This is a genomic window from Chryseobacterium metallicongregator, assembly GCF_031324065.1.
GTDB classification, from domain to species: domain Bacteria; phylum Bacteroidota; class Bacteroidia; order Flavobacteriales; family Weeksellaceae; genus Chryseobacterium; species Chryseobacterium metallicongregator.
Window position 1 is genome coordinate 279,469 of the sequence record NZ_JAVIXS010000015.1, and the last position, 19,813, is coordinate 299,281.

Annotated in this window: 14 protein-coding genes; 12 read left to right on the plus strand and 2 right to left on the minus strand. The window is 37.0% G+C overall.

The genetic code is table 11. The features are described from left to right. Position 1: 1 nt before the first annotated feature. The 5 genes from REB14_RS16585 (at position 2) to REB14_RS16605 (ending at position 10,303) form a co-directional block, all read left to right on the plus strand. A complete protein-coding gene (locus REB14_RS16585; protein WP_423779659.1) occupies positions 2–772 on the plus strand; it encodes a TIGR02757 family protein in 771 nt (256 codons plus the stop codon). 11 nt (positions 773–783) lie between these two features. Continuing rightward, positions 784–1,350, plus strand: a complete 567-nt coding sequence (locus REB14_RS16590; RefSeq protein WP_034695317.1) for a DUF1003 domain-containing protein — start codon at positions 784–786, stop codon at positions 1,348–1,350. 194 nt (positions 1,351–1,544) lie between these two features. Next, entirely contained in the window at positions 1,545–3,905 is a 2,361-nt protein-coding gene (locus tag REB14_RS16595; protein WP_309522725.1) for a choice-of-anchor L domain-containing protein, read from the plus strand. Positions 3,906–4,073: 168 nt separating this feature from the next. Beyond that, positions 4,074–7,658 carry a choice-of-anchor L domain-containing protein gene (locus REB14_RS16600; RefSeq protein ID WP_309522726.1) on the plus strand — a complete coding sequence of 1,195 codons (3,585 nt, stop codon included), beginning with the start codon at positions 4,074–4,076 and terminating at the stop codon, positions 7,656–7,658. Between the two features lie 287 nt (positions 7,659–7,945). Beyond that, positions 7,946–10,303, plus strand: coding sequence for a choice-of-anchor L domain-containing protein (locus tag REB14_RS16605; RefSeq protein WP_079241022.1), 2,358 nt, complete (start codon positions 7,946–7,948; stop codon positions 10,301–10,303). Between the two features lie 129 nt (positions 10,304–10,432). Here REB14_RS16605 and rsmA read toward each other — a convergent pair whose 3' ends face one another. Beyond that, complete coding sequence (gene rsmA / locus REB14_RS16610) at positions 10,433–11,203, minus strand: 16S rRNA (adenine(1518)-N(6)/adenine(1519)-N(6))-dimethyltransferase RsmA (RefSeq protein WP_079241023.1); 771 nt, start codon at positions 11,201–11,203, stop codon at positions 10,433–10,435. A gap of 91 nt (positions 11,204–11,294) precedes the next feature. Between rsmA and REB14_RS16615 the strand changes: the two genes are divergently transcribed. The 6 genes from REB14_RS16615 to REB14_RS16640 all read left to right on the plus strand — a co-directional run bounded on the left by REB14_RS16615 (position 11,295) and on the right by REB14_RS16640 (position 16,462). After that, positions 11,295–12,194, plus strand: coding sequence for a cell division protein FtsX (locus tag REB14_RS16615; protein ID WP_079241024.1), 900 nt, complete (start codon positions 11,295–11,297; stop codon positions 12,192–12,194). A 2-nt stretch (positions 12,195–12,196) separates the two neighbouring features. Then, a complete protein-coding gene (locus REB14_RS16620; RefSeq protein ID WP_079241025.1) occupies positions 12,197–12,493 on the plus strand; it encodes a DUF3098 domain-containing protein in 297 nt (98 codons plus the stop codon). Positions 12,494–12,603: 110 nt separating this feature from the next. Continuing rightward, positions 12,604–13,422 (plus strand): undecaprenyl-diphosphate phosphatase, encoded by an 819-nt coding sequence (locus REB14_RS16625; RefSeq protein ID WP_034695326.1) that lies wholly within the window; start codon positions 12,604–12,606, stop codon positions 13,420–13,422. Positions 13,423–13,441: 19 nt separating this feature from the next. Beyond that, positions 13,442–14,140: a tRNA pseudouridine(55) synthase TruB gene (truB, locus tag REB14_RS16630; RefSeq protein ID WP_079241026.1), complete on the plus strand. Its 699-nt coding sequence runs from the start codon at positions 13,442–13,444 to the stop codon at positions 14,138–14,140. Positions 14,141–14,346: 206 nt separating this feature from the next. Then, positions 14,347–15,069, plus strand: coding sequence for a 23S rRNA pseudouridine(2604) synthase RluF (rluF, locus tag REB14_RS16635; RefSeq protein WP_079241027.1), 723 nt, complete (start codon positions 14,347–14,349; stop codon positions 15,067–15,069). A gap of 169 nt (positions 15,070–15,238) precedes the next feature. Then, on the plus strand, positions 15,239–16,462 hold the full coding sequence (locus REB14_RS16640; RefSeq protein ID WP_145953220.1) for a YncE family protein: 1,224 nt from the start codon (positions 15,239–15,241) through the stop codon (positions 16,460–16,462). 81 nt (positions 16,463–16,543) lie between these two features. On the opposite strand, the gene REB14_RS16645 is transcribed toward REB14_RS16640, so the two are convergent. Next, entirely contained in the window at positions 16,544–17,770 is a 1,227-nt protein-coding gene (locus REB14_RS16645) for a ComEA family DNA-binding protein (protein ID WP_238594383.1), read from the minus strand. 399 nt (positions 17,771–18,169) lie between these two features. On the opposite strand from REB14_RS16645, the gene REB14_RS16650 reads away from it, so the two are divergent. Then, positions 18,170–19,813, plus strand: coding sequence for a T9SS type A sorting domain-containing protein (locus REB14_RS16650; RefSeq protein WP_079241030.1), 1,644 nt, complete (start codon positions 18,170–18,172; stop codon positions 19,811–19,813).

The window sequence follows — 19,813 nt, forward strand, 5'->3', positions numbered from 1 at the left end:
TATGTTGAAATTAGAAGAACTCAGAGATTTTCTCAACGAAAAAGCAGATCAGTATAACGCTCCTGATTTTATTGAAAATGATCCGATACAGATTCCGCATCGTTTTTCTTTAAAACAGGATATTGAAATTGCTGGATTTCTGGCAGCCACAATCTCCTGGGGAAACAGAAAGTCGATCATTAATTCTGCAGATAAAATGCTCGATATTATGGGGAATTCTCCCTATGATTTTGTGATGAATTACTCAGAAAAAGATCTGGAAAGTATTCAGGATAAAAGCATTCACAGAACGTTCAACGGACAGGACTTTTCCTATTTCATCAGACAGTTCAACAGAATTTATAAAGAAAATGAAAGCCTGGAAAGTCTGTTTGAAGTCAATAAAACAGAGAATAATTTTCTGCACGCAATAGAAAGATTCAGAACTGGTTTCCTGGAAACAGAAAAACACAGAAGCCATAAACACATCAGTTCACCATATAAAAATTCCTCTGCCAAAAGGATTATTATGTTTTTGAGATGGATGGTGCGTAAAGATAAAAGAGGAGTGGATTTTGGCATCTGGGAGAATATAGATCAGAAACATCTTTCCATTCCTCTGGATGTGCATACCGGAAATATCTCCAGAAAACTGGGGTTGGTTTCCAGAACACAAAATGACTGGAAAACAGTAGAGGAGCTGGATATTGCCATTAGAAAATTTGATGAAAAAGACCCTGCAAAATATGACTTTGCATTGTTTGGATTAGGAGTAACAAAGGAACTGTTGTAAAAATATAAAGGATGAAAAAATATAACGAGAAAACAGAAGTTCTTGAAAAAATTGCAGACAGTATTACTTCATGGATAGGATCTATCCAGTCTCTGGTTGTGCATACCCTCTTGTTTCTTACTTCGTTTTTGCTTCCGATGCTGAATATTGTTGATTTTGATAAAATGCTTCTTATCCTGACGACTGTACTTTCTCTGGAAGCCATTTATCTGGCAATCTTCATTCAGATGTCTGTGAATAAAAGCCACGAGAAAATTGAAGATATCCAGGAAGATATCGAAGACATTCAGGAAGATATTGAGGAAATCAGCGAGGATATAGAAGAAATCAGCGAAGACATTGAAGAAATCAACGAGGATATAGAAGATATCCAGGAAGATATTGAGGAAATCAGTGAGGATATTGAAGAAATCAATGAAGACGAAGATGAAGAAGATCATAATGAAAGAGCGAAAAACGTAATACTCAAGAGCAATGTAAGCTCGAATAAGAACGAAATTAAAGCGTTAAAAGATATTATCTCCCAGTTGCAGAATGAAATAGACCAGTTGAAAAAAGATGATAAACTGCCGGAATAATGACAATTAAAATATAAACAGATCAATAACATTGATCTGTTTTTTTATGTCTGAATTTTTGGGTTTAATGATTTATGGAAAATGTAACGATAAGAAAAATTCATTATGAATGTAGGTGTAGAAATAGAAAATACTAATAGGTGAGGGTGAATTAGTATGATTATTTTTGCTACATTTGAACAAATGAAAACAAAATGTTAATCTATAGACTAAAAAACTATTTTTTCCTTTTTTCTTTTTTATTGATTTCTGCTTCTGCATTTTCTCAAACGAGGCCTGTCAGAAAATCAGAAAAGATAAAACCTTCTGCTGCAGCTCTCAGGGCCGGAGCATTCATTGATGTGAATGTACCTCCTTATACGCCTTCAAACTATACGCCAGAGCAGTTGGTAAAGAATATTTTGATTAATGGAGGGACTAACTGTACAACAGCCAATGTTACCAACGTTACAGTATCTCCTAATCATGAAGTAGGCAACAGCAACAGATTCTGGGGATATTTTCATAAAGGAACAACCAATTTTCCTTTTACGGACGGGATTGTCCTGACTACAGGATATGCTTCCGAAGCAGGTAATAATTATGTATCTGCGGTTGGACAATCAGTGGGAACAGGAAGTGATGCGGATCTTGTAGCAGCTACCGGAGCCAATGTCAGCTTAACGGATGCAGTAGCTCTTGAATTTGATTTCGTCCCGAATTCAAACCAGGTGAAATTTAACTATATATTCGTTTCTGATGAATATACTTCCAATTATCCTTGCTTGGGTTATTCCGATGCCTTTGCTCTTTTATTAAAGAAAGTTGGAGATCCTACCTATACGAACCTGGCTGTATTGCCCGGAGGTGCAGGACCTGTAAGTGCAACCAATATTGTTCCTGCAGGAAATGGATTCAGCTGTGGGCCTATCAATGCAACTTTTTTTGGAGCTTTAGCGAACCCGCATCTGGTTATTAATTATTTTGGAAGAACAACACCTTTAACCGCTGTTGCAGATGTAATTCCAGGGCAGACATATCATTTTAAAATGGTATTGGCAGATGCAAAAGACCCTTCCCATGACTCTGCAGTTTTCTTGGAAGGAGGATCTTTTGACGTTGGAATTAAAATTGTAGATGAAGCTGGAGTAGTTTTACCAGGCACCATCAACATGTGTGATAATACTCCGAAACAGTTAAAAGCACAGGTAGCAGCAATTCCAGGGATGACTTATCAGTGGTATAAAGATGGAGTAGCTATTCCAGGGGCAACCAGTGCTGTGTATGTAGCTACCCAACCGGGAGTTTATACGGTAAAAGTAATGGTTCCGGGGAATCAGTGTCCAAGTGAAGCTACTATTACCATTATCGGAGGAACGAGCCCTACCGTACAGAATGCTGAACTTAAACTCTGTACAACACCTGCAATTACCAGTTTTAATCTGGAAACAGCAAAACCTTTGATCAGTACAACGCAGGGAGCCGTATTCCGTTTTTATGCAAATCAGGCTGATGCACAAGCTCAAAATAACAGCTACATCACCAATCTGACCAGCTACGCAGGAACAGATGGACAAATATTATATGTACTGGTTTCAAATGGAGCTTTCTGTAGTAAGATTGCAACATTAACTTTAAGAAAAGAAGAGACACCAACGGCTTTACTTACCGCACCAAGATTGAAAATCTGTGCCGGAGAATCTGTATTGCTTACAGCTACAGGTGGAGTAACATACCAGTGGAGTGATTCTGCAAGTACCACCGGAGGAATAAGAACCGTAAGCCCTACTCAGACTACCACCTATACTGTATATGCTATCGGAGCTCAGGGATGTAAATCTCTTCAGCCGGCACGTATTACCATTGAAGTAGTACCGGCCATTGTTTCAAACTTGAAAGGAGGACACATCTGTCAGGGTGATAAAATTGTTCTGGATGCAGGTTCAGGTCCCGGATATACTTATCAATGGAGTTCTGGTGAAACAAGTCAGAGCATTACAGTAGCTACTCCTGGAGAATATTCGGTAACGATCAGTAACGGAGTTTGTTCAAAAGAGTTCAAAACTCAGGTTATTAAAGCCGTAATCCCTGAAGTAATAAAAGTAGATTATAGTGAGAATGGAGTTATGATTGTTACAGCAAGCAATCCAAGTAACGGTATCCTTGAATATTCAGTAGACAACGGAGTTACATGGCAGTCTTCAAATGTGTTTAATAATGTGCCTAAAAATAAAGTCATTTCGATCAGAGTTAGGGTTAAATTTACCAGCTGTGTAGGTTTTCTTGAATTCTTTACATTCGTGATGAAAAATGTAATTACTCCAAACGGTGATAATATTAATGATGTCATTGATTTCAGCGGTGTGGTTAACTATAAAGATTTCAGCGGACAGGTTTTCGACCGATATGGAAGAGAAGTGTTCAAAGCAGCGAAGATTAATCCATATTGGGACGGATATTTCCAGGGCAAAAAGCTTCCTACTTCTACCTATTGGTATCAGGTAACCTTCGAAGATCCTGCAAGTAAAGAACTTACTGTAAAAACAGGATGGATATTACTTAAAAATATAGAATAATTTAAACTATAACTGAAAGACTGACTATTTCGTCAGTCTTTTTTTATTATTTTAAAATAAACAGAGTTGATATTCTAATATAAATAAATTTGCGTTAGTAATAATGTAAATTGTGTTAACTTGAATTTCAATCAAAAAAAATAGTATTTTTGTTCAAAATAATATAAAATGTTAAATAGGAGGAGAGGAAATTTATTTTTAGCGTTATTTTTAGCTTTCATGGGGAACTTTATTTGGGCTCAAAATAAAGGAAGGGTAGAAATTGCTGCAAAACCTAAAGCTGCTTCTTTGAGGGCAGGTGTTTTTATAGATGTAAACGCACCTAGTTACCCGGAATCCGGCTATCCTATAACCCAACTTATAAATGATGTACTTATATCCGGAGGTAGCACTTGTACCAGCTCAACGGTAAGCAATGTGACAGTTTCTCCAAACGTGTCTGCTACCAGTCAGAACCGAAGCTGGGGATATTTTAATAAATCAAATACCAACTTTCCTTTCAGTAAAGGGATTATACTTTCAACCGGATATGCCAATAAAGCAGGGAATACTTTTCAAGGAACTTTAAGTGATGATCTTGGAACCGGAGGAGATGTAGATCTTGCGAACGCTTTAGGGATTGCTAACAATAACCTGACCAATGCAACCTCCATAGAGTTTGACTTTGTAGCTGCTTCTACTGAAATTACTTTCAGGTATTTATTTGCTTCTAAAGAATATCAGCAAAACTTTCCATGTACTATTACAGATGGTTTCGCTTTGCTGTTAAAAAAATCCACTGATCCTACTTATACCAATCTTGCAGTGCTTCCGGGAGGAGCCGGACCTGTAAGTGTAACGAATATTCACCCACAATATCAAAACTGTGGGCCTAAAAATGAAGCTTATTACGGAGGAACCAATACCGCTCAGATTGAAACTAATTTTAATGGACGTACCATTCCTCTTACTGCTAAAGCAACCGTAATTCCAGGACAAACCTATCATTTTAAAATTGTGCTGGCGGATTATCAGGATCCAAATTTTGATTCAGCTGTATTTCTTGAAGCCGGATCATTCGATATCGGGGTGAAAATTCTTGATCCGGCAGGTGTACAGCTTCCTGGATCTGTAAATATGTGTGATAACACGCCACAGACTTTTACAGCTTCTGTTCAGGGACCCAATATTACCTACCAGTGGTATTTAGGTACTAATGCGATTCCAGGTGCTACAAATGCAAGTTATACTGCAACACAGCCAGGGGTATATACCGTTAAGGTTTTCATTCAGGGAAATACCTGTCCGGGAGAAGCCACGATCACTGTGGTAGGTGGGATGTCTCCTACAGTACAGAATGCTACATTGACAGCCTGTTATGCTGCGGGAAATGCAACTTTTAATTTAACATCAGCACAAGCTTCAATAAGTACCACACCGGGAGCTGTGTTTACCTATTATACCACATTGGCGGATGCTAATGCAGGAAATGCAAACACAATTCCTAATCCAACAGCTCATCAGAGTGCAGGTGGAACAGTGTACGTAAGAGTAGCAAACGGTTTCTGTGCAAAAGTAGCACAACTCCAATTGGTAAAAGCGCCACAAATGACGCCTACTATTGCTCCTCCGGCTGTACTTACCTGTGCTAACTCTCAGACTACACTGGATGCGTCAGCCTCTGTTTATCCGGCAGGAGCTACTTTCAACTGGACAACTACAGGAGGAAATATTGTTTCAGGAGGAACTACTTTAAACCCTGTTATTAATGCAGCAGGAACATATACTTTAACGATTACAAAAGTTTATCAGCCTGGAAATATCAGTTGTACAGCTGTAGGAACTGTAACCGTAACAGGAAACAGTGCTCCACCAGTTACCGGGCTTACAGCAAGCAAAATAAAAATCTGTAAAGGAGATTCTGTAACACTTACCGCTTCAGGCGGAGCTACCTATAACTGGGGTAATGGTCTTACAGGAAATGGAAGTACACAAGTTGTTTCGCCTACTGTTACCACTACTTATACCGTAACAGCAGTAGGCGCAAATGGTTGTGTCTCTCAAAACCCTGCAACGATAACAATAGAAGTTTCAGAACCTTTTACAGCACAAAATGCAACACTTCATAAGTGTTATCAGCCAGGATTAACATATAATCTTACAGAAGCTCAGCCTCAGATTACAACTACTACAGGCGTTACTTTTACCTACTATATCAATCAGGCTGATGCTAACGCTGCTAATGGAAACTTTATTGCAACACCTACAACATATACACCTCCAGGAGGAAGCCAGACTATTTATGTGTTAGTAAGCAATGGAGGTTGTAGCTATGTCGTATCTCTGCAATTATTAAGCACAGCCCAAACTACTCTTACCATTGCTGCACCACAAACAATTACCTGTACAACTCCTCAGATTACTATCAATGCTTCGACATCTGTTGTGCCTGCAGGATCTACAATTGCATGGACAACAACCGGAGGAACTATTGTTTCAGGAGGCAATACCCTTACACCTGTTGTAAGCGCTGGGGGAACTTATACTTTAACGGTTACTAACATATCACAACCAGGAAACTTGAGCTGTACGTTTACTGCTACAGTAACAGTTCAGGAAGATAAAGTACAACCGGTTGCTGCATTGGTTTCTTCACAACCTCGTATTTGTGTGGGAGAATCTGTAACACTAACTGCTTCCGGAGGGGTAACCTATAACTGGGGCAATGGTCTTACAGGAAATGGAAATACTCAAGTGGTTTCACCTACTACAACTACTGTATATACGGTATTTGCAGTTGGAGCTAATGGGTGTATTTCTGCAACGCCAGCAACTGTTACAGTTCAGGTAGGTCCACCAATAGCAGGTCTTACCGCATCTAAATTAAAAATTTGCGAAGGTGAATCTGTAACATTAACTGCTACAGGAGGAATCACTTATAACTGGGTAGGACTTACAGGAAACGGAAACACACAGGTAGTTACGCCTACTGTAACAACAGAATATTCAGTATATGCATTAGGAGGAAACGGATGTAGCTCTGTGAATCCGGCTAAAGTTACTATTGAAGTAGTTCCGGCGATCGTTTCTACATTAAAAGATGTATTTGTTTGCGCTGGAGATAAAGGAACTCTGGATGCCGGGGCAGGACCCAACTATACTTATGTATGGAGTACAGGAGCAACGACTCAAACGATAACGACTAATATTCCAGGAACGTATTCTGTGATAATCAGCAATGGGGTTTGTTCCAAAACATTCTCTGCACAGCTTATTAATCCTGATCTGCCACAGTTTACCAATATTGTTTATGATAACCATATTCTTACACTTACGGCAAGTAATCCTACAGGTGGAACTTTAGAATATTCTATAGATGGAGGATTGACATGGCAGTCATCCAATGTATTTACAGGTATTTTGAATAATACAATGTATTCTGTAATGGTAAGAGTGAAAGGTGCAAAATGTGGTACTTCTCTGGATTACTTTACATTTATTATCAGCAATGCCATTACTCCTAATATGGATGGAGTAAATGATACAATCGACTTCACTGGAATAAGCGGATACAAAGACTTCGCAGCTTCAATTTTCGACCGATATGGAGCGGAAGTATTCAAAGCAAGCAAAGGTAATGTTATATGGACAGGATCTTTAAAAGGAATCAATCTTCCTACTGCTACTTATTGGTACAGGGTACAATGGGAAAATCCGGCAAGCAAAAAAATGGAACAACGCTCCGGTTGGATTCTCTTAAAGAACAGAAACTAGATATTTATTAAGATAAAAATCAACAACAAAATCTTTCAGCAATGAAAGATTTTGTTGTTTTTAAGAATAAATATTGTTGCGTTTTGTGAATTATTTGGAATAGGAGAGGAATATGTTAAAATTTTTTGTAATACAATGCTACCATACCATTTATGATTTGTCCGAATAGGGATTGATTAATGAAAATTTACTATAAGAGCTTCTTATTTTGTTTTTTTATGGTAAAAAATATAAATATGTATATGATATATTTAAAAAAAAATTAAATTTGTTGAAACAAAAATATTATGAGAAGATATCTACCGCTTTGTTTATTTTTTTTAGTCATCTCGACTTTTTTATTTTCACAGGATCTGCCTCCGCGAAAACACGCAAAAGAAATTCCTTCAAATCTATCCAGAAGAGCTGGTGTTTTTATTGATGTAAACGCTCCGCAGTATCCTGAAACCGCTTACACTATTGAAAAAATGGTTAAAGATGTATTGATCTCATCCGGGACCAATACCTGTCTTACTCCCAATGTAACCAATGTGAAGATTACTCCTAACCACGCTCCAAGTGATGCCGATAGAGCATGGGGATATTTTCATAAAGCTACAACCAATTTCCCTTTTAAAGACGGGCTTATTCTTTCTACAGGGTATGCAAGAAGAGCTGGTAATACCTTTGAAGGTGGGCTTAGTGATGTCAACGGTGGAGGATCAGATGCTGACCTTGCACAGGTGATTGGAGTAGTGGAAAGTAGATTGAATGATGCTGTGCTTTTAGAGTTTGATTTCGTTCCAACAACCTCTCAGATTAAATTTAATTATCTGATCGCCTCAGAAGAATATACAGGCTCATTCCCTTGTACCTTTGCAGATGCATTTGCCATCTTATTGAGACCTACTTCAGGTGGACCTTATGTAAATATGGCTGTTCTTCCGGGAGGAGCAGGACCGGTAAGTATTACCAATATCCACCCTGCAATTGCAGGTAGTTGTGGTGCCGTAAACGAACAATATTTTGCAGGATATAACACAGGGAACGTTGAAACAAATTTTAACGGGAGAACGATTCCATTGACTGCTACGGCAACAGTAGTAGCAGGACAGCAATACCACTTCAAAATGGTAATTGCCGATTATAGTGACCACAGTTATGACTCTGCAGTATTCCTTGAAGGTGGATCTTTCAATATCGGAGTAGACCTTTTAGATCCTGCAGGAACAAAATTACCTTCAGACATCAATGTATGTGATAATGTACCTCAGGTAATTACAGCTTCTGTAAACGACCCTAACCTTGTGTATCAGTGGTTCTATAACGGTACACCAATACCTAATGCAACGACTAATACAATTACTGCAATACAGCCTGGTACTTATACTATCGAAGTAAGTGTTCCTGGTAATCCTTGTCCGGGTAAAGCTTCCATACAGATTCACGGAGGAACAACACCTTTGGCTCAGGACGCAACATTGCTGCTTTGTACCACACCGGATATTACTACTTTTGATTTAAGTACAATTATGCCTACCATCAGCCCAACGCCCGGAGCTATCTTTAAATTCTACGAAAATCAGGCGGATGCTGTTGCACAGAATAACAACTATATTCAGACTCCTTTAAACTATAATGGTAACGATGGCCAGATTTTGTATGTTCTGGTTTCCAATGGAGGATTCTGTAGCAAAATTGTAGAATTGACGTTGCAGAAAGAAGCAACCCCAACCGCTAAAGTGAAAGCTTCCAGAATAAAAATCTGTCCGGGAGAATCTGTAACCCTTACCGCCGAAGGAGGAGATACTTATCTTTGGAGCAATTTCATGGGAACAGGGAATATGCAGACCGTTACTCTATATCAAACCACAACATTTACAGTATATGCACTGGGAGCAAAAGGATGTAAATCTCTGAATCCAGCAACAATTAGAATTGAAGTAACACCAGAAATTACTTCTACATTAAAAGATGTTGAAATGTGTGTAGGTGATATTGTAACGCTGGACGCAGGAGCTGGTGATGGTTACAAATACCTTTGGAGCACAGGTGCTACAACGCAGAAAATTAATGTAAACCAATGGGGTATTTACTCAGTGGAAATTGATAACGGTATTTGTAAGAAAGTTTTTGAAGCTAAAGTAATGGGAGCAGCAACTCCTTTCGTTACCGCTTTAAATTATGAAAGTATCAAAAAGTCAGTGACAATTACAGCTGAAAACCCACCAATGAACAATACGCCAAGCACTTTGGAATATTCTATTGACAACGGTATTACATGGCAGGATTCCAATGTATTTACTAACCTTTTAGATAATACAAACTATACTGTTTTAGTAAGAAGAGTAGGAACACATTGTGTGGGATCTCTTGAATTCTTTACATTGCAGATTAACAATATCATTACTCCGAACGAAGATGGAATCAACGATGTACTGGATCTTAAGGCTCTTGGAGACTTTAAAAACTTTACAGGTTCTATATATGACAGATATGGAGTGGAAATGTTCAGATTCTCAAAAGAAAATCCTGTATGGGACGGAACAGTAGGTGGTAAGAGACTTCCTACAGCAACATACTGGTATAAGTTCAACTTTGAGTATCCAAAATCAAAAGCTCAGATGAACTGGTCAGGATGGATCATGCTGAAGAACAGAAACTAAAATTGATAATGTACTATAAAAGAAAGCCTTTCGAATTTATTTGAAAGGCTTTCTACTTTTAACGAATAAGATTATTGTATTTTATTCAACAAAAAAGCTCCTGATAGAGGAGCTTTTATAATAATTGTCTTATTGATTTTCTTTCCAGAGATTCGCAAAGTGTATAAAATCTGCTACACTTAGTTCTTCCGCTCTCTTATCTAAAAATTCATGTCCTTTTAAGGCTTCAGGAATGTTTAATGATTTCAGAGCATTAGACAGCTTTTTTCTTCTTTGGTTGAAGCCTGTTTTTACAATCTGCTTAAACAGAACCTCATTGCCTGCAAGTCCTTCCTTAGGATTTCTTGTAAGTCTGATGACTCCCGATTTTACTTTTGGTGGAGGATTGAAGACGTTCTCATGTACCGTAAACATATAAGATACATCATAATAAGCCTGTATCAGAACAGAAAGAATACCGTAATCTTTAGTTCTCGGAACAGCAGCCGTTCTTTCAGCAACCTCTTTCTGGAACATTCCCACCATTTCCGGGATCAATTGGTAATGATCTACAATCTGAAACAGAATCTGTGACGAAATGTTATAAGGGAAATTTCCAATGATAGCAATCTGATCGTCTTTGATAAAACTGAAATCCTGCTTCAGGAAATCTCCTACAAAAGTCTCTTCCGTTACTTTTGTATAATTGTTTTTCAGGTATTCAATAGATTCTGTGTCTATTTCGGCAAGATAAATGTTCTGATCCTTTTCAAGAAGATATTTGGTAAGAACTCCCATTCCGGGACCTACTTCCATGATGTTGTTATAGTTCTCAAAACTAAGACCTTCTACGATTTTTCTTGCGATATTTTCATCTGTCAGGAAGTGCTGTCCAAGATGTTTTTTTGCTTTTACACTCAAAGTTTTTTATGATTTTATTAACAGTGATTTTCTTTATTTCGTCCCAAATTTCGGAAGATTTTTTCTATTTTAGCCAAAAATTTTAATATTAATGGCTAAATCTGTAGATGAATTTAATAAGAAAAGGCTTCGGTCCAGCAATATTACAGTAGTGATAAGTATTGCCTTAGTGTTATTTTTGTTAGGATTAATGGGGCTTATTCTGATTAATGCCCAGAAGTATTCTGACTATATCAAAGAACAGTTGGTGGTGAACGCCTACTTTGATGAAAACTATGACGCTAAAGATTCTGTAAAAATTGCAAAACTTGAGGAAGAAACTTTTAAAAAGGTACAGTTATTAGCTCCTGTAAAAAAAGCGACTTATATTTCAAGGGATATGGCGGCTAAAGAAGCCAAAAAAACTATGGGAATCGACAGTGATGCACTGTTCGAAGAAAATATTTTCCCTTCCTCTATTGAAGTAGCTTTAAAACCTGAATTCGTGGATCCAGCAAAAATTGATGAAGCCATCAAAGAGATCAAATCTGTTCCAGGAATTATCGATGTTAAAAATGACAGTACTTTAATGGTAGATGTCTACAATAACCTGAGCAGAATTCTGAAATGGATTTTAGGATTTTCAATACTGTTCCTGATATTGGCGGTTGTATTGATCAACAACTCTATCCGTCTGAAGATATTCTCGAAGAGATTTATTATTAAAACAATGCAGCTGGTAGGAGCGAAAAGAAGATTTATCCTTAAACCTTTCATTGTAGAAGCTATTATTCTGGGAGCTATCGGCTCTGTAATAGGTCTTATTGCATTAGGTGGAGTTTGGTACTATTTCACAAGTCAGATTGGTTCAGCTTTCGTGCAGGACAACAATCAGTACTTCTGGTTAGTTATCCTGGTACTGGGTGTTGGAATTTTTATTTCTGTCTTAAGTACAATTTTCGCTACATGGAGATTCTTAAAATCAAACGTTGACGATTTATATTACTCTTAATAATGAGCAAAAAAACAAATAAATTTTCCGCTTCAGACTTTGGACATGAAGCTGAAGTACCACAGGAAAACGCTTTCTATTTCGGACAGCAGAATTTCAAATGGATGCTGATCGGATTAGCATTTATTGTAGTAGGATTTCTACTGATGATGGGGCCCGATGCCAATACTGTAGATGGGAAATTTGATCCTAACTCATGGAATGACGATATCTTTTCTATCAGAAGAATCAGAATAGCACCTCTGTTTGTTGTTATAGGATTTGTCATAGAAGTGTATGCGATCTTAAAAAGAAAATAAATAAAATAATTTTATTTAAGGATTAAAAAATTTAAGAATTGAAAGATTTAAGCCAATGTGCTGATTTTTTAATTCTTAAATCTTTTAATCTTTTAATTTTTTAAAGGAATATGGATTTAATCAAAGCAATTATTATTGCCATTGTAGAGGGGTTAACAGAATATCTTCCGATTTCTTCTACTGCACATATGGGATTTACTGCAAATCTTATGGGATTGGAGGAAACAGAATTTTTAAAAATGTTTCAGGTGTCTATTCAGTTTGGAGCTATTTTATCTGTGGTAGTAGCCTATTGGAAAAAGTTTTTTGACTTAAATAATATTCAGTTCTATTTCAAACTTGCATTTGCAGTAGTTCCGGCATTGGTGTTAGGATATTTATTTGATGATAAAATTGAAGCCGTTCTTGGAAATCAGATTGCTATTTCTTCCGTATTGGTTTTGGGGGGTGTTGTTTTACTGTTTGCAGATAAATGGTTTAAAAACCCTAAAATTGATGATGAAAAAGGAATTACTATAAGAAATGCTGTTACCATTGGTTTCTGGCAGTGTCTTGCGATGATGCCGGGAACAAGCCGTAGTGCTGCTTCTATCATTGGAGGAATGGCACAAGGGCTTACCAGAAAAGCCGCGGCAGAATTCTCTTTTTTCCTTGCAGTTCCTACTATGCTTGCGGTAACTGTATATTCTGTTTTCGTAAAAACCTGGGGAAAAGAAACGGCCAATCCACAGAAAGGATATGAAATGATTATGGCTTCTCAGGATCACATTATGATCTTTGTTGTAGGAAATATTGTAGCATTTATTGTCGCACTTATTGCGATCAAAGCGTTCATTGGAGTGCTTAATAAATATGGATTTAAACCTTGGGGCTGGTACCGTATTTTTGTTGGAGTTGCCTTGTTGATTTATTTTTATTTCTTTAAATAAGAAATCTTTTATACCATTCATGACTGCTGAAGAACTGAAATCAGGATACATTTTTTTATTGGATAAGCCTTTGGACTGGACTTCCTTCCAGGCTGTCAATAAAATGAAATATAAACTTAAAAGGGAGTTTGATCTTCCTAAAAAATTTAAAATCGGACACGCCGGAACTTTAGATCCCAGAGCAACTGGGCTTCTTATCGTCTGCTGTGGAAAATTTACAAAGAAAATTCCGGAGATTCAGGATGCTCCCAAAGAATATTGGACAGAGATTAAGATAGGTGTACAGACAGAATCTTACGATACTGAAAAGCCTGAAATTCTTCAACAGGAGATTTCCCATATTACTGAAGAACAAGTAATAGAAGTATTGGAAAAATTTGTTGGGGAAATTGAACAAAAACCACCTGTTTATTCGGCTATTAAAATTGATGGTGAAAGAGCTTACAACCTTGCCAGAGCTGGTGAAGAAGTGGAAATGAAAGCAAGAAAAACAACGATTCATTACATCAAGGATATAAAAATTGATTTTCCTTTGGTAAGTTTTATGGTAGGATGTTCAAAAGGAACTTACATCAGAAGTCTTGCCCATGATATTGGCCAGGAATTGGGAGTAGGAGCTTATCTGACACAGCTAAGACGTACCAAGATTGGTGAGTATGCCATTGAAGATGCTACAGATCAGTTCCTGAATAACGAGTACAGATTCGAAGGTCTGTAAAAATTAAATTAAAAATTCTCAGGATATTGAGAATAGTGCATCACCAGAAAGTATTGTTTATGGTTTGACTGCCATAGGAATATTATTTTCTTCCTAACTTTGTATTAGGAAATACTGGGAATATAAGCTGATGGTTTTTTCATAAACTTACATTATGAAAGTACTATTTTCAGCAATAAAAATTATACCGGCTACGGAAAAGACTAATGGAAAAAACGCGTATCAATAAATATTTATCAGAAGTAGGATACTGTTCAAGAAGAGCAGCAGATAAACTTTTGGAAGAAGGAAGAATCAAGATAAACGGAAAAATTCCTGAATTAGGAACCAAAGTTTCTGATGAAGATCTTGTAGAAGTAGACGGAAAACCAATCAGAGAGCCTCAGGAAAAACCTGTGTATATCGTTTTTAATAAACCTGTGGGAATTGTTTGTACTACAGATACAAAACGTGAAAAAAATAATATTGTAGATTATATCAACCATCCCAAAAGAATTTTTCCTATCGGAAGACTGGATAAACCAAGCGAAGGACTTATCTTCTTAACGAGTGACGGTGATATCGTCAATAAAATTCTTAGAGCGCGAAATAACCACGAGAAAGAATATCTTGTTCGTGTAGACAAGCCTATCACACCAAGATTTTTGGAAAAAATGCGAAACGGCGTTCCAATACTTGATACCGTGACTAAAAAATGTGAGGTAGAGAAGATTGATGAAATGAATTTCAGAATTGTTCTTACTCAGGGACTCAACAGACAGATCCGAAGAATGTGTGAATATCTTGGATACGAAGTGAAAAAACTGAAACGAATCCGTATCATGAATATCAAACTTGATTTGCCGGTCGGTAAATGGAGAGATATGACAGACGAAGAACTTAATACACTCAATTCTTTGCTGGCAGATTCCAGTAAAACAATTGATTAAAAATATCTAAAATACTTTAACGGTTTCAATTTCATGCTTTCCGCTATTAACTATGGGAAGCATTATTTGCTATTGCTATTTATTATTTTTCACGTATTGGTGTAATATATTTTATTTTTCTTTGAAAATGTTTTATATTTATAATGCCAACAATAATAACCTGAAAATCATGAAATTAAAACTTAATTCAGTTCTAGTATTGATTACTTTGGTAATAGTAGTGAGTTGTCAAAATGATAATCATAATCCGGATCATTCGCATGATTCTTCGTTTTACATTGATTACAGAAGTTTAAAAGGATTACCAGACGGAATTGCCGTTATTGAACTCGATCCTGAAGCACCCAATTTTGGAAATATCAGCAGCAAACTTGAATTGGGCATTGGTGTACTGCCACATCATATTTATTACAATCAGAATGCCAATAAAATGTTTACAACTGCTTTGGGAGGCAGCTATCTCTATGAGGTAAAAACCGGGGAAGACCAAAACGGGCAACCCATATTATTGAACGCAACTCCTGTTGATACGGGTGAGAATACGGTAGGGGAAAATTTATTTTTCACGAATGACGGAAGATATTTTATGACCTTTATGGGTGGGGCAGGAGGACCAAAAGATGGTAGTATAGGTGTTTTTAATGCGGCCAATAATCAGCTTATCAAAACGATTAAAGCACCCATTCAAACTAATCCCAATAGGTTTATCATGTATCCACACGGCATTTCCATTAATGAGGAAAAAGGATTGATGATGGTATCATCCACTATTCACCCTGATCTTACTACCGGAATGGGTAATACCTGTACTTTATTAGATCTCAATACTTACGAAATAAAGGAAACCTATCAGGTTGCAGACTCTCCGACTGATTTATCAGCTCCTGTAGAAGTATTGTTACTGCGCGGAAAGTTCCCGCAATATGCACTTGCTACAACAATGCTTGGTGGAGATATCTGGATAGCTCCCTATAATGTTACAACAAAAAAATATGATGCTTTTACTAAGATTTTTGATGGTAGTGCAAAAGGTTTAGGCTGGGCACTCGAAATGTATATTGATGACTCCAACAAATTGTATGTAAGTTTTGCGGAACCTGGAAAAGTACTTGTCTTTGATATTAATAATCTCCCTCAGCTAAAGCTTTTGAAGACTCTTGATGCGGATAAAGGTGCACATCATATGGCTTTCTTTAAAACCAAATCCGGAAAAGAGGTAGTTGCGGTACAAAATAATTTATTGGATCTTCCCAACTTAAATTCCGGTACGATTAGTATAATTGATATTAATACTGAGAAAAAATTAGGCACAGTAGATTTACGTAATAAATACGGAATATTGCCGGAATCCATTGAAGGAACTAATGGGCCAAGCAACTATATGCATCACTGAAATGTAAAATATTATTTTACAGTATATATAACTCTTCCAGAATATTATTTTGGAAGAGTTTTAGCCAATGTAGGGTTCATGTTATTTTACATATAATTTCATTCTTTCTTCATACTCAGGTTTCAGTTTTAAAAGTTTCCATATTTTTTTATCATCAGGATTACTGATCCGGTAGAATATGATTTTGTCTGCTGAATACTTGAAATAAGGATGATTTTTAAGCCATTCTTCAGGGGCTTCTACTAATGAATATCGGGGAACATTTGATATATTCAACGGGGCTATTGAAATCAGTTTTTGAACCAGATTCTGATCTATGTTGTAGGTGGTTAAAATTTGCTGCTTATTCATAAAACCTCCCAGTTTCTTTCTGAAGCCAATTATTGAGCCTGCACTTCTTTCATCCAGTCCAAATTCTATAAGCTGCTTGAAAGTAATGGTATTAAGATCTGTTTTTGAAAAATCTGTTTTTTCCTGTTGTTTTTCCTGAAGTTTGATATAAGGTTTCATCTCCTGAAATTTCTCGGCGGAGATCACAAAACATTTCTGCAGATCTTCTAAGCTTTTGAAGTTTCCCCGTAAATTCCTGTCTCGGTAATTGATGATAGTGATTGCTTGCTTTTCTGAAAATCCCAGTGCTTTCCACTCATCTAGACCAAGCTGATTAGGATCAAATGGATGATATTGAATCTTGGATTTTACAGGATTATTCTTTCCGAAATTCCTGAAGTTTTCCGGAGTTTTTGTCGGAAGCAAAAGATAAGGAGCAAGTTTACTGTAATTTTCCGGAGAGATGATGAAACATTCTTTAAACTTTTCTTTACTGATAAAACTTCCCCCAAGATAATTTCTATACTTTATAATGGCTTCTGCCTGTCTTTCACTAAAGCCCATTTTAAGCCAGTCATTGGCAGAAAACTGATCAGGATTGAATTTTCCAGAAATTATAATTCCTTTCTTTTCATATGTAGTGAATCTTTTGGAATTTCCTTTTTCTGATATTTCAGGAAGCAAAATAAAAGCGGCCAGTTCACTGAATTTCTCTTCAGAAATAGCATAACATTTTTTCAGTTGCTCTTTTGAAGTAAATGTTCCTCCTACAATATCTTTATACTTCAGAATGGTCGCTGTTTGTTTCTCTGAAAATCCAAGTTTCTGCCACTGTTCATTGTTCAGCGCATTGGGATCAAAATCTGATAGGTTTACTGGTATTAAAGCATCTTTGACGAACATAACTTCAGGAAACGGTTCTTTTTCACGGCTGGTATATTTCTGATAGACCAATAAAACAGTCAGCAATGTGACCATAAATGCCAATTTTTGGTAGTAGCTTTTTCTCATCATGTAGTAAACTTATTGATAAAAATAAATTATGGCAATAGTTGATAATGAATTAGTTAAATATGATATAGAGAAAGTGTTTTATTGTTGATAAGCTAATAGGAATATTGCCTTTTGGGTGATATAATTTCTTAATTGATACTGAATTCTCTGATTAGAATTTTATTTTTAACACGACAGGTTCTGTCGCTGCGGATAGATATTTTTGCATTATAATAAGATAAATTGTAATACAACATAAAGTAAATTTGATTATTAATAGTATGATTTATAGCAGGTTGAAGTATGATGATTTTCGTGTCTTAAAAAGTACTAAATTCGCTTCGTTTTAATAAACTAATTACTAACTCAAAAAACAACACGGGAATGAGAAAATTTTATCTCAGTGCATTTACCTTATGCACGGTTCTGGGTGTATCTGCCCAGGAAGTGATGTGGCAAAAAGACATCCAATCCTCTACCCAGGATTTTCTGAGCCAGGTCACCACAACCATTGATCAGCAGTATCTGATCACAGGAAGTTCTATTCAGAGCAATAAGCAACAGGCTTCAGGCAGTAAGCAAAACAACGGTTATGATTTTCATTTGGTAAAACTCAATCAACAGGGACAGGAAGTCTGGGAGAAATATTTCTCAGGACAAAACCATGATTACCTGTCTGCGACTGTTACTACACAGGATGGAGGTTTTTTACTAGCCGGAACATCTTATTCAGGAAAAGGATTAGACAAAAAAGACGATTCTAAAGGCGGTTCAGATATCTGGCTGATCAGAATCAATGAATTTGGTGATGAATTGTGGCAGAAAACTCTGGGAAGTTCTTCCGATGAAGAAGCAAGATCTGTTATTCAAACTACCGATTTAGGATTCTTTGTGGCCGGAAATATACAGAACTCACCCAAAGGATACGGTTCAAAAGATGTTTCAATTACCCGATTAGACAAAGACGGAAAAGAACTCTCCCAATTAATTTTAGGCGGAAAAGGCTTGGATGAAGTGGAAAAGATGATTCCAACAAGAGATGGAGGTGCACTACTTGGGATTTATTCCAGGAGTTCCGAGGTTCGTGATTCGGGATCTGAACAAGGTTCCGGGATGCGAGGTGCGGGTTCTGCATCAAACGTTCAAAACCCGCACCTCGTATCCCGAAACTCGAAACAAACTGAAAACTTCGGTGAGGGTGATTACTGGATCGTAAAGCTCGACAAAAATGGAAAAGTAGAATGGGAAAAGAATTTTGGAGGAAAAGGAGATGATCATGTCAGAACTTTGGCTTTAACTTCAACAGGTTTCATCATTGGCGGAGAATCAAGATCAGAAAGATCAGGAAACAAAACCGTAGGCATTGAAGAAGGAACAGACCTTTGGCTGATTGCTCTCAATGAAAGAGGAGACGAGCAGTGGCAAAAATCTTACAATTTCAAAAACAGAGATATTCTAATGGGAATGAGTGTGATTCAGAGCCAAGATACAAGAACCAAGAATCAAGACTTTACAAAAGGAATATTGTTGGGAGGTTATACTCAGGCTGAAGGAAGAATACAAACCGATGATGAAACCTTCTGGATGCTCTATCTGGACCAGAATGGAAATGAGCAGTGGAGAAAACACGTGAAGGGAGAATCCAGACAAAAAGAAGAAAGGCTTTCAGATTTAAAACTCAACAGAGACGGTTCGATTATTCTGGCAGGAACCAGCGCAGAAGAACTCGGAAAAGAGAACTGGAAAATTGTGAAACTGGGCGATAAACAGGTAGATCAGCTGATTGAAAAATACGATATCAAAATCTATCCCAACCCTGTTTCTGATTATGCTTATGTAGAAATTGGCTTTGACTTTAAAGATGCTGATATTCTGCTGTATGACATGAGCGGAAGGCAGCTTCAAAGTATAAAAACCAAAAACAGAGTCACAAAGATCAATACCCAGGCTTTGGTACAGGGAGCTTACCTGGTGACGATAAAAACTGATACCAACAAAACGGCGAATGCCAAATTAATTAAGAAATAA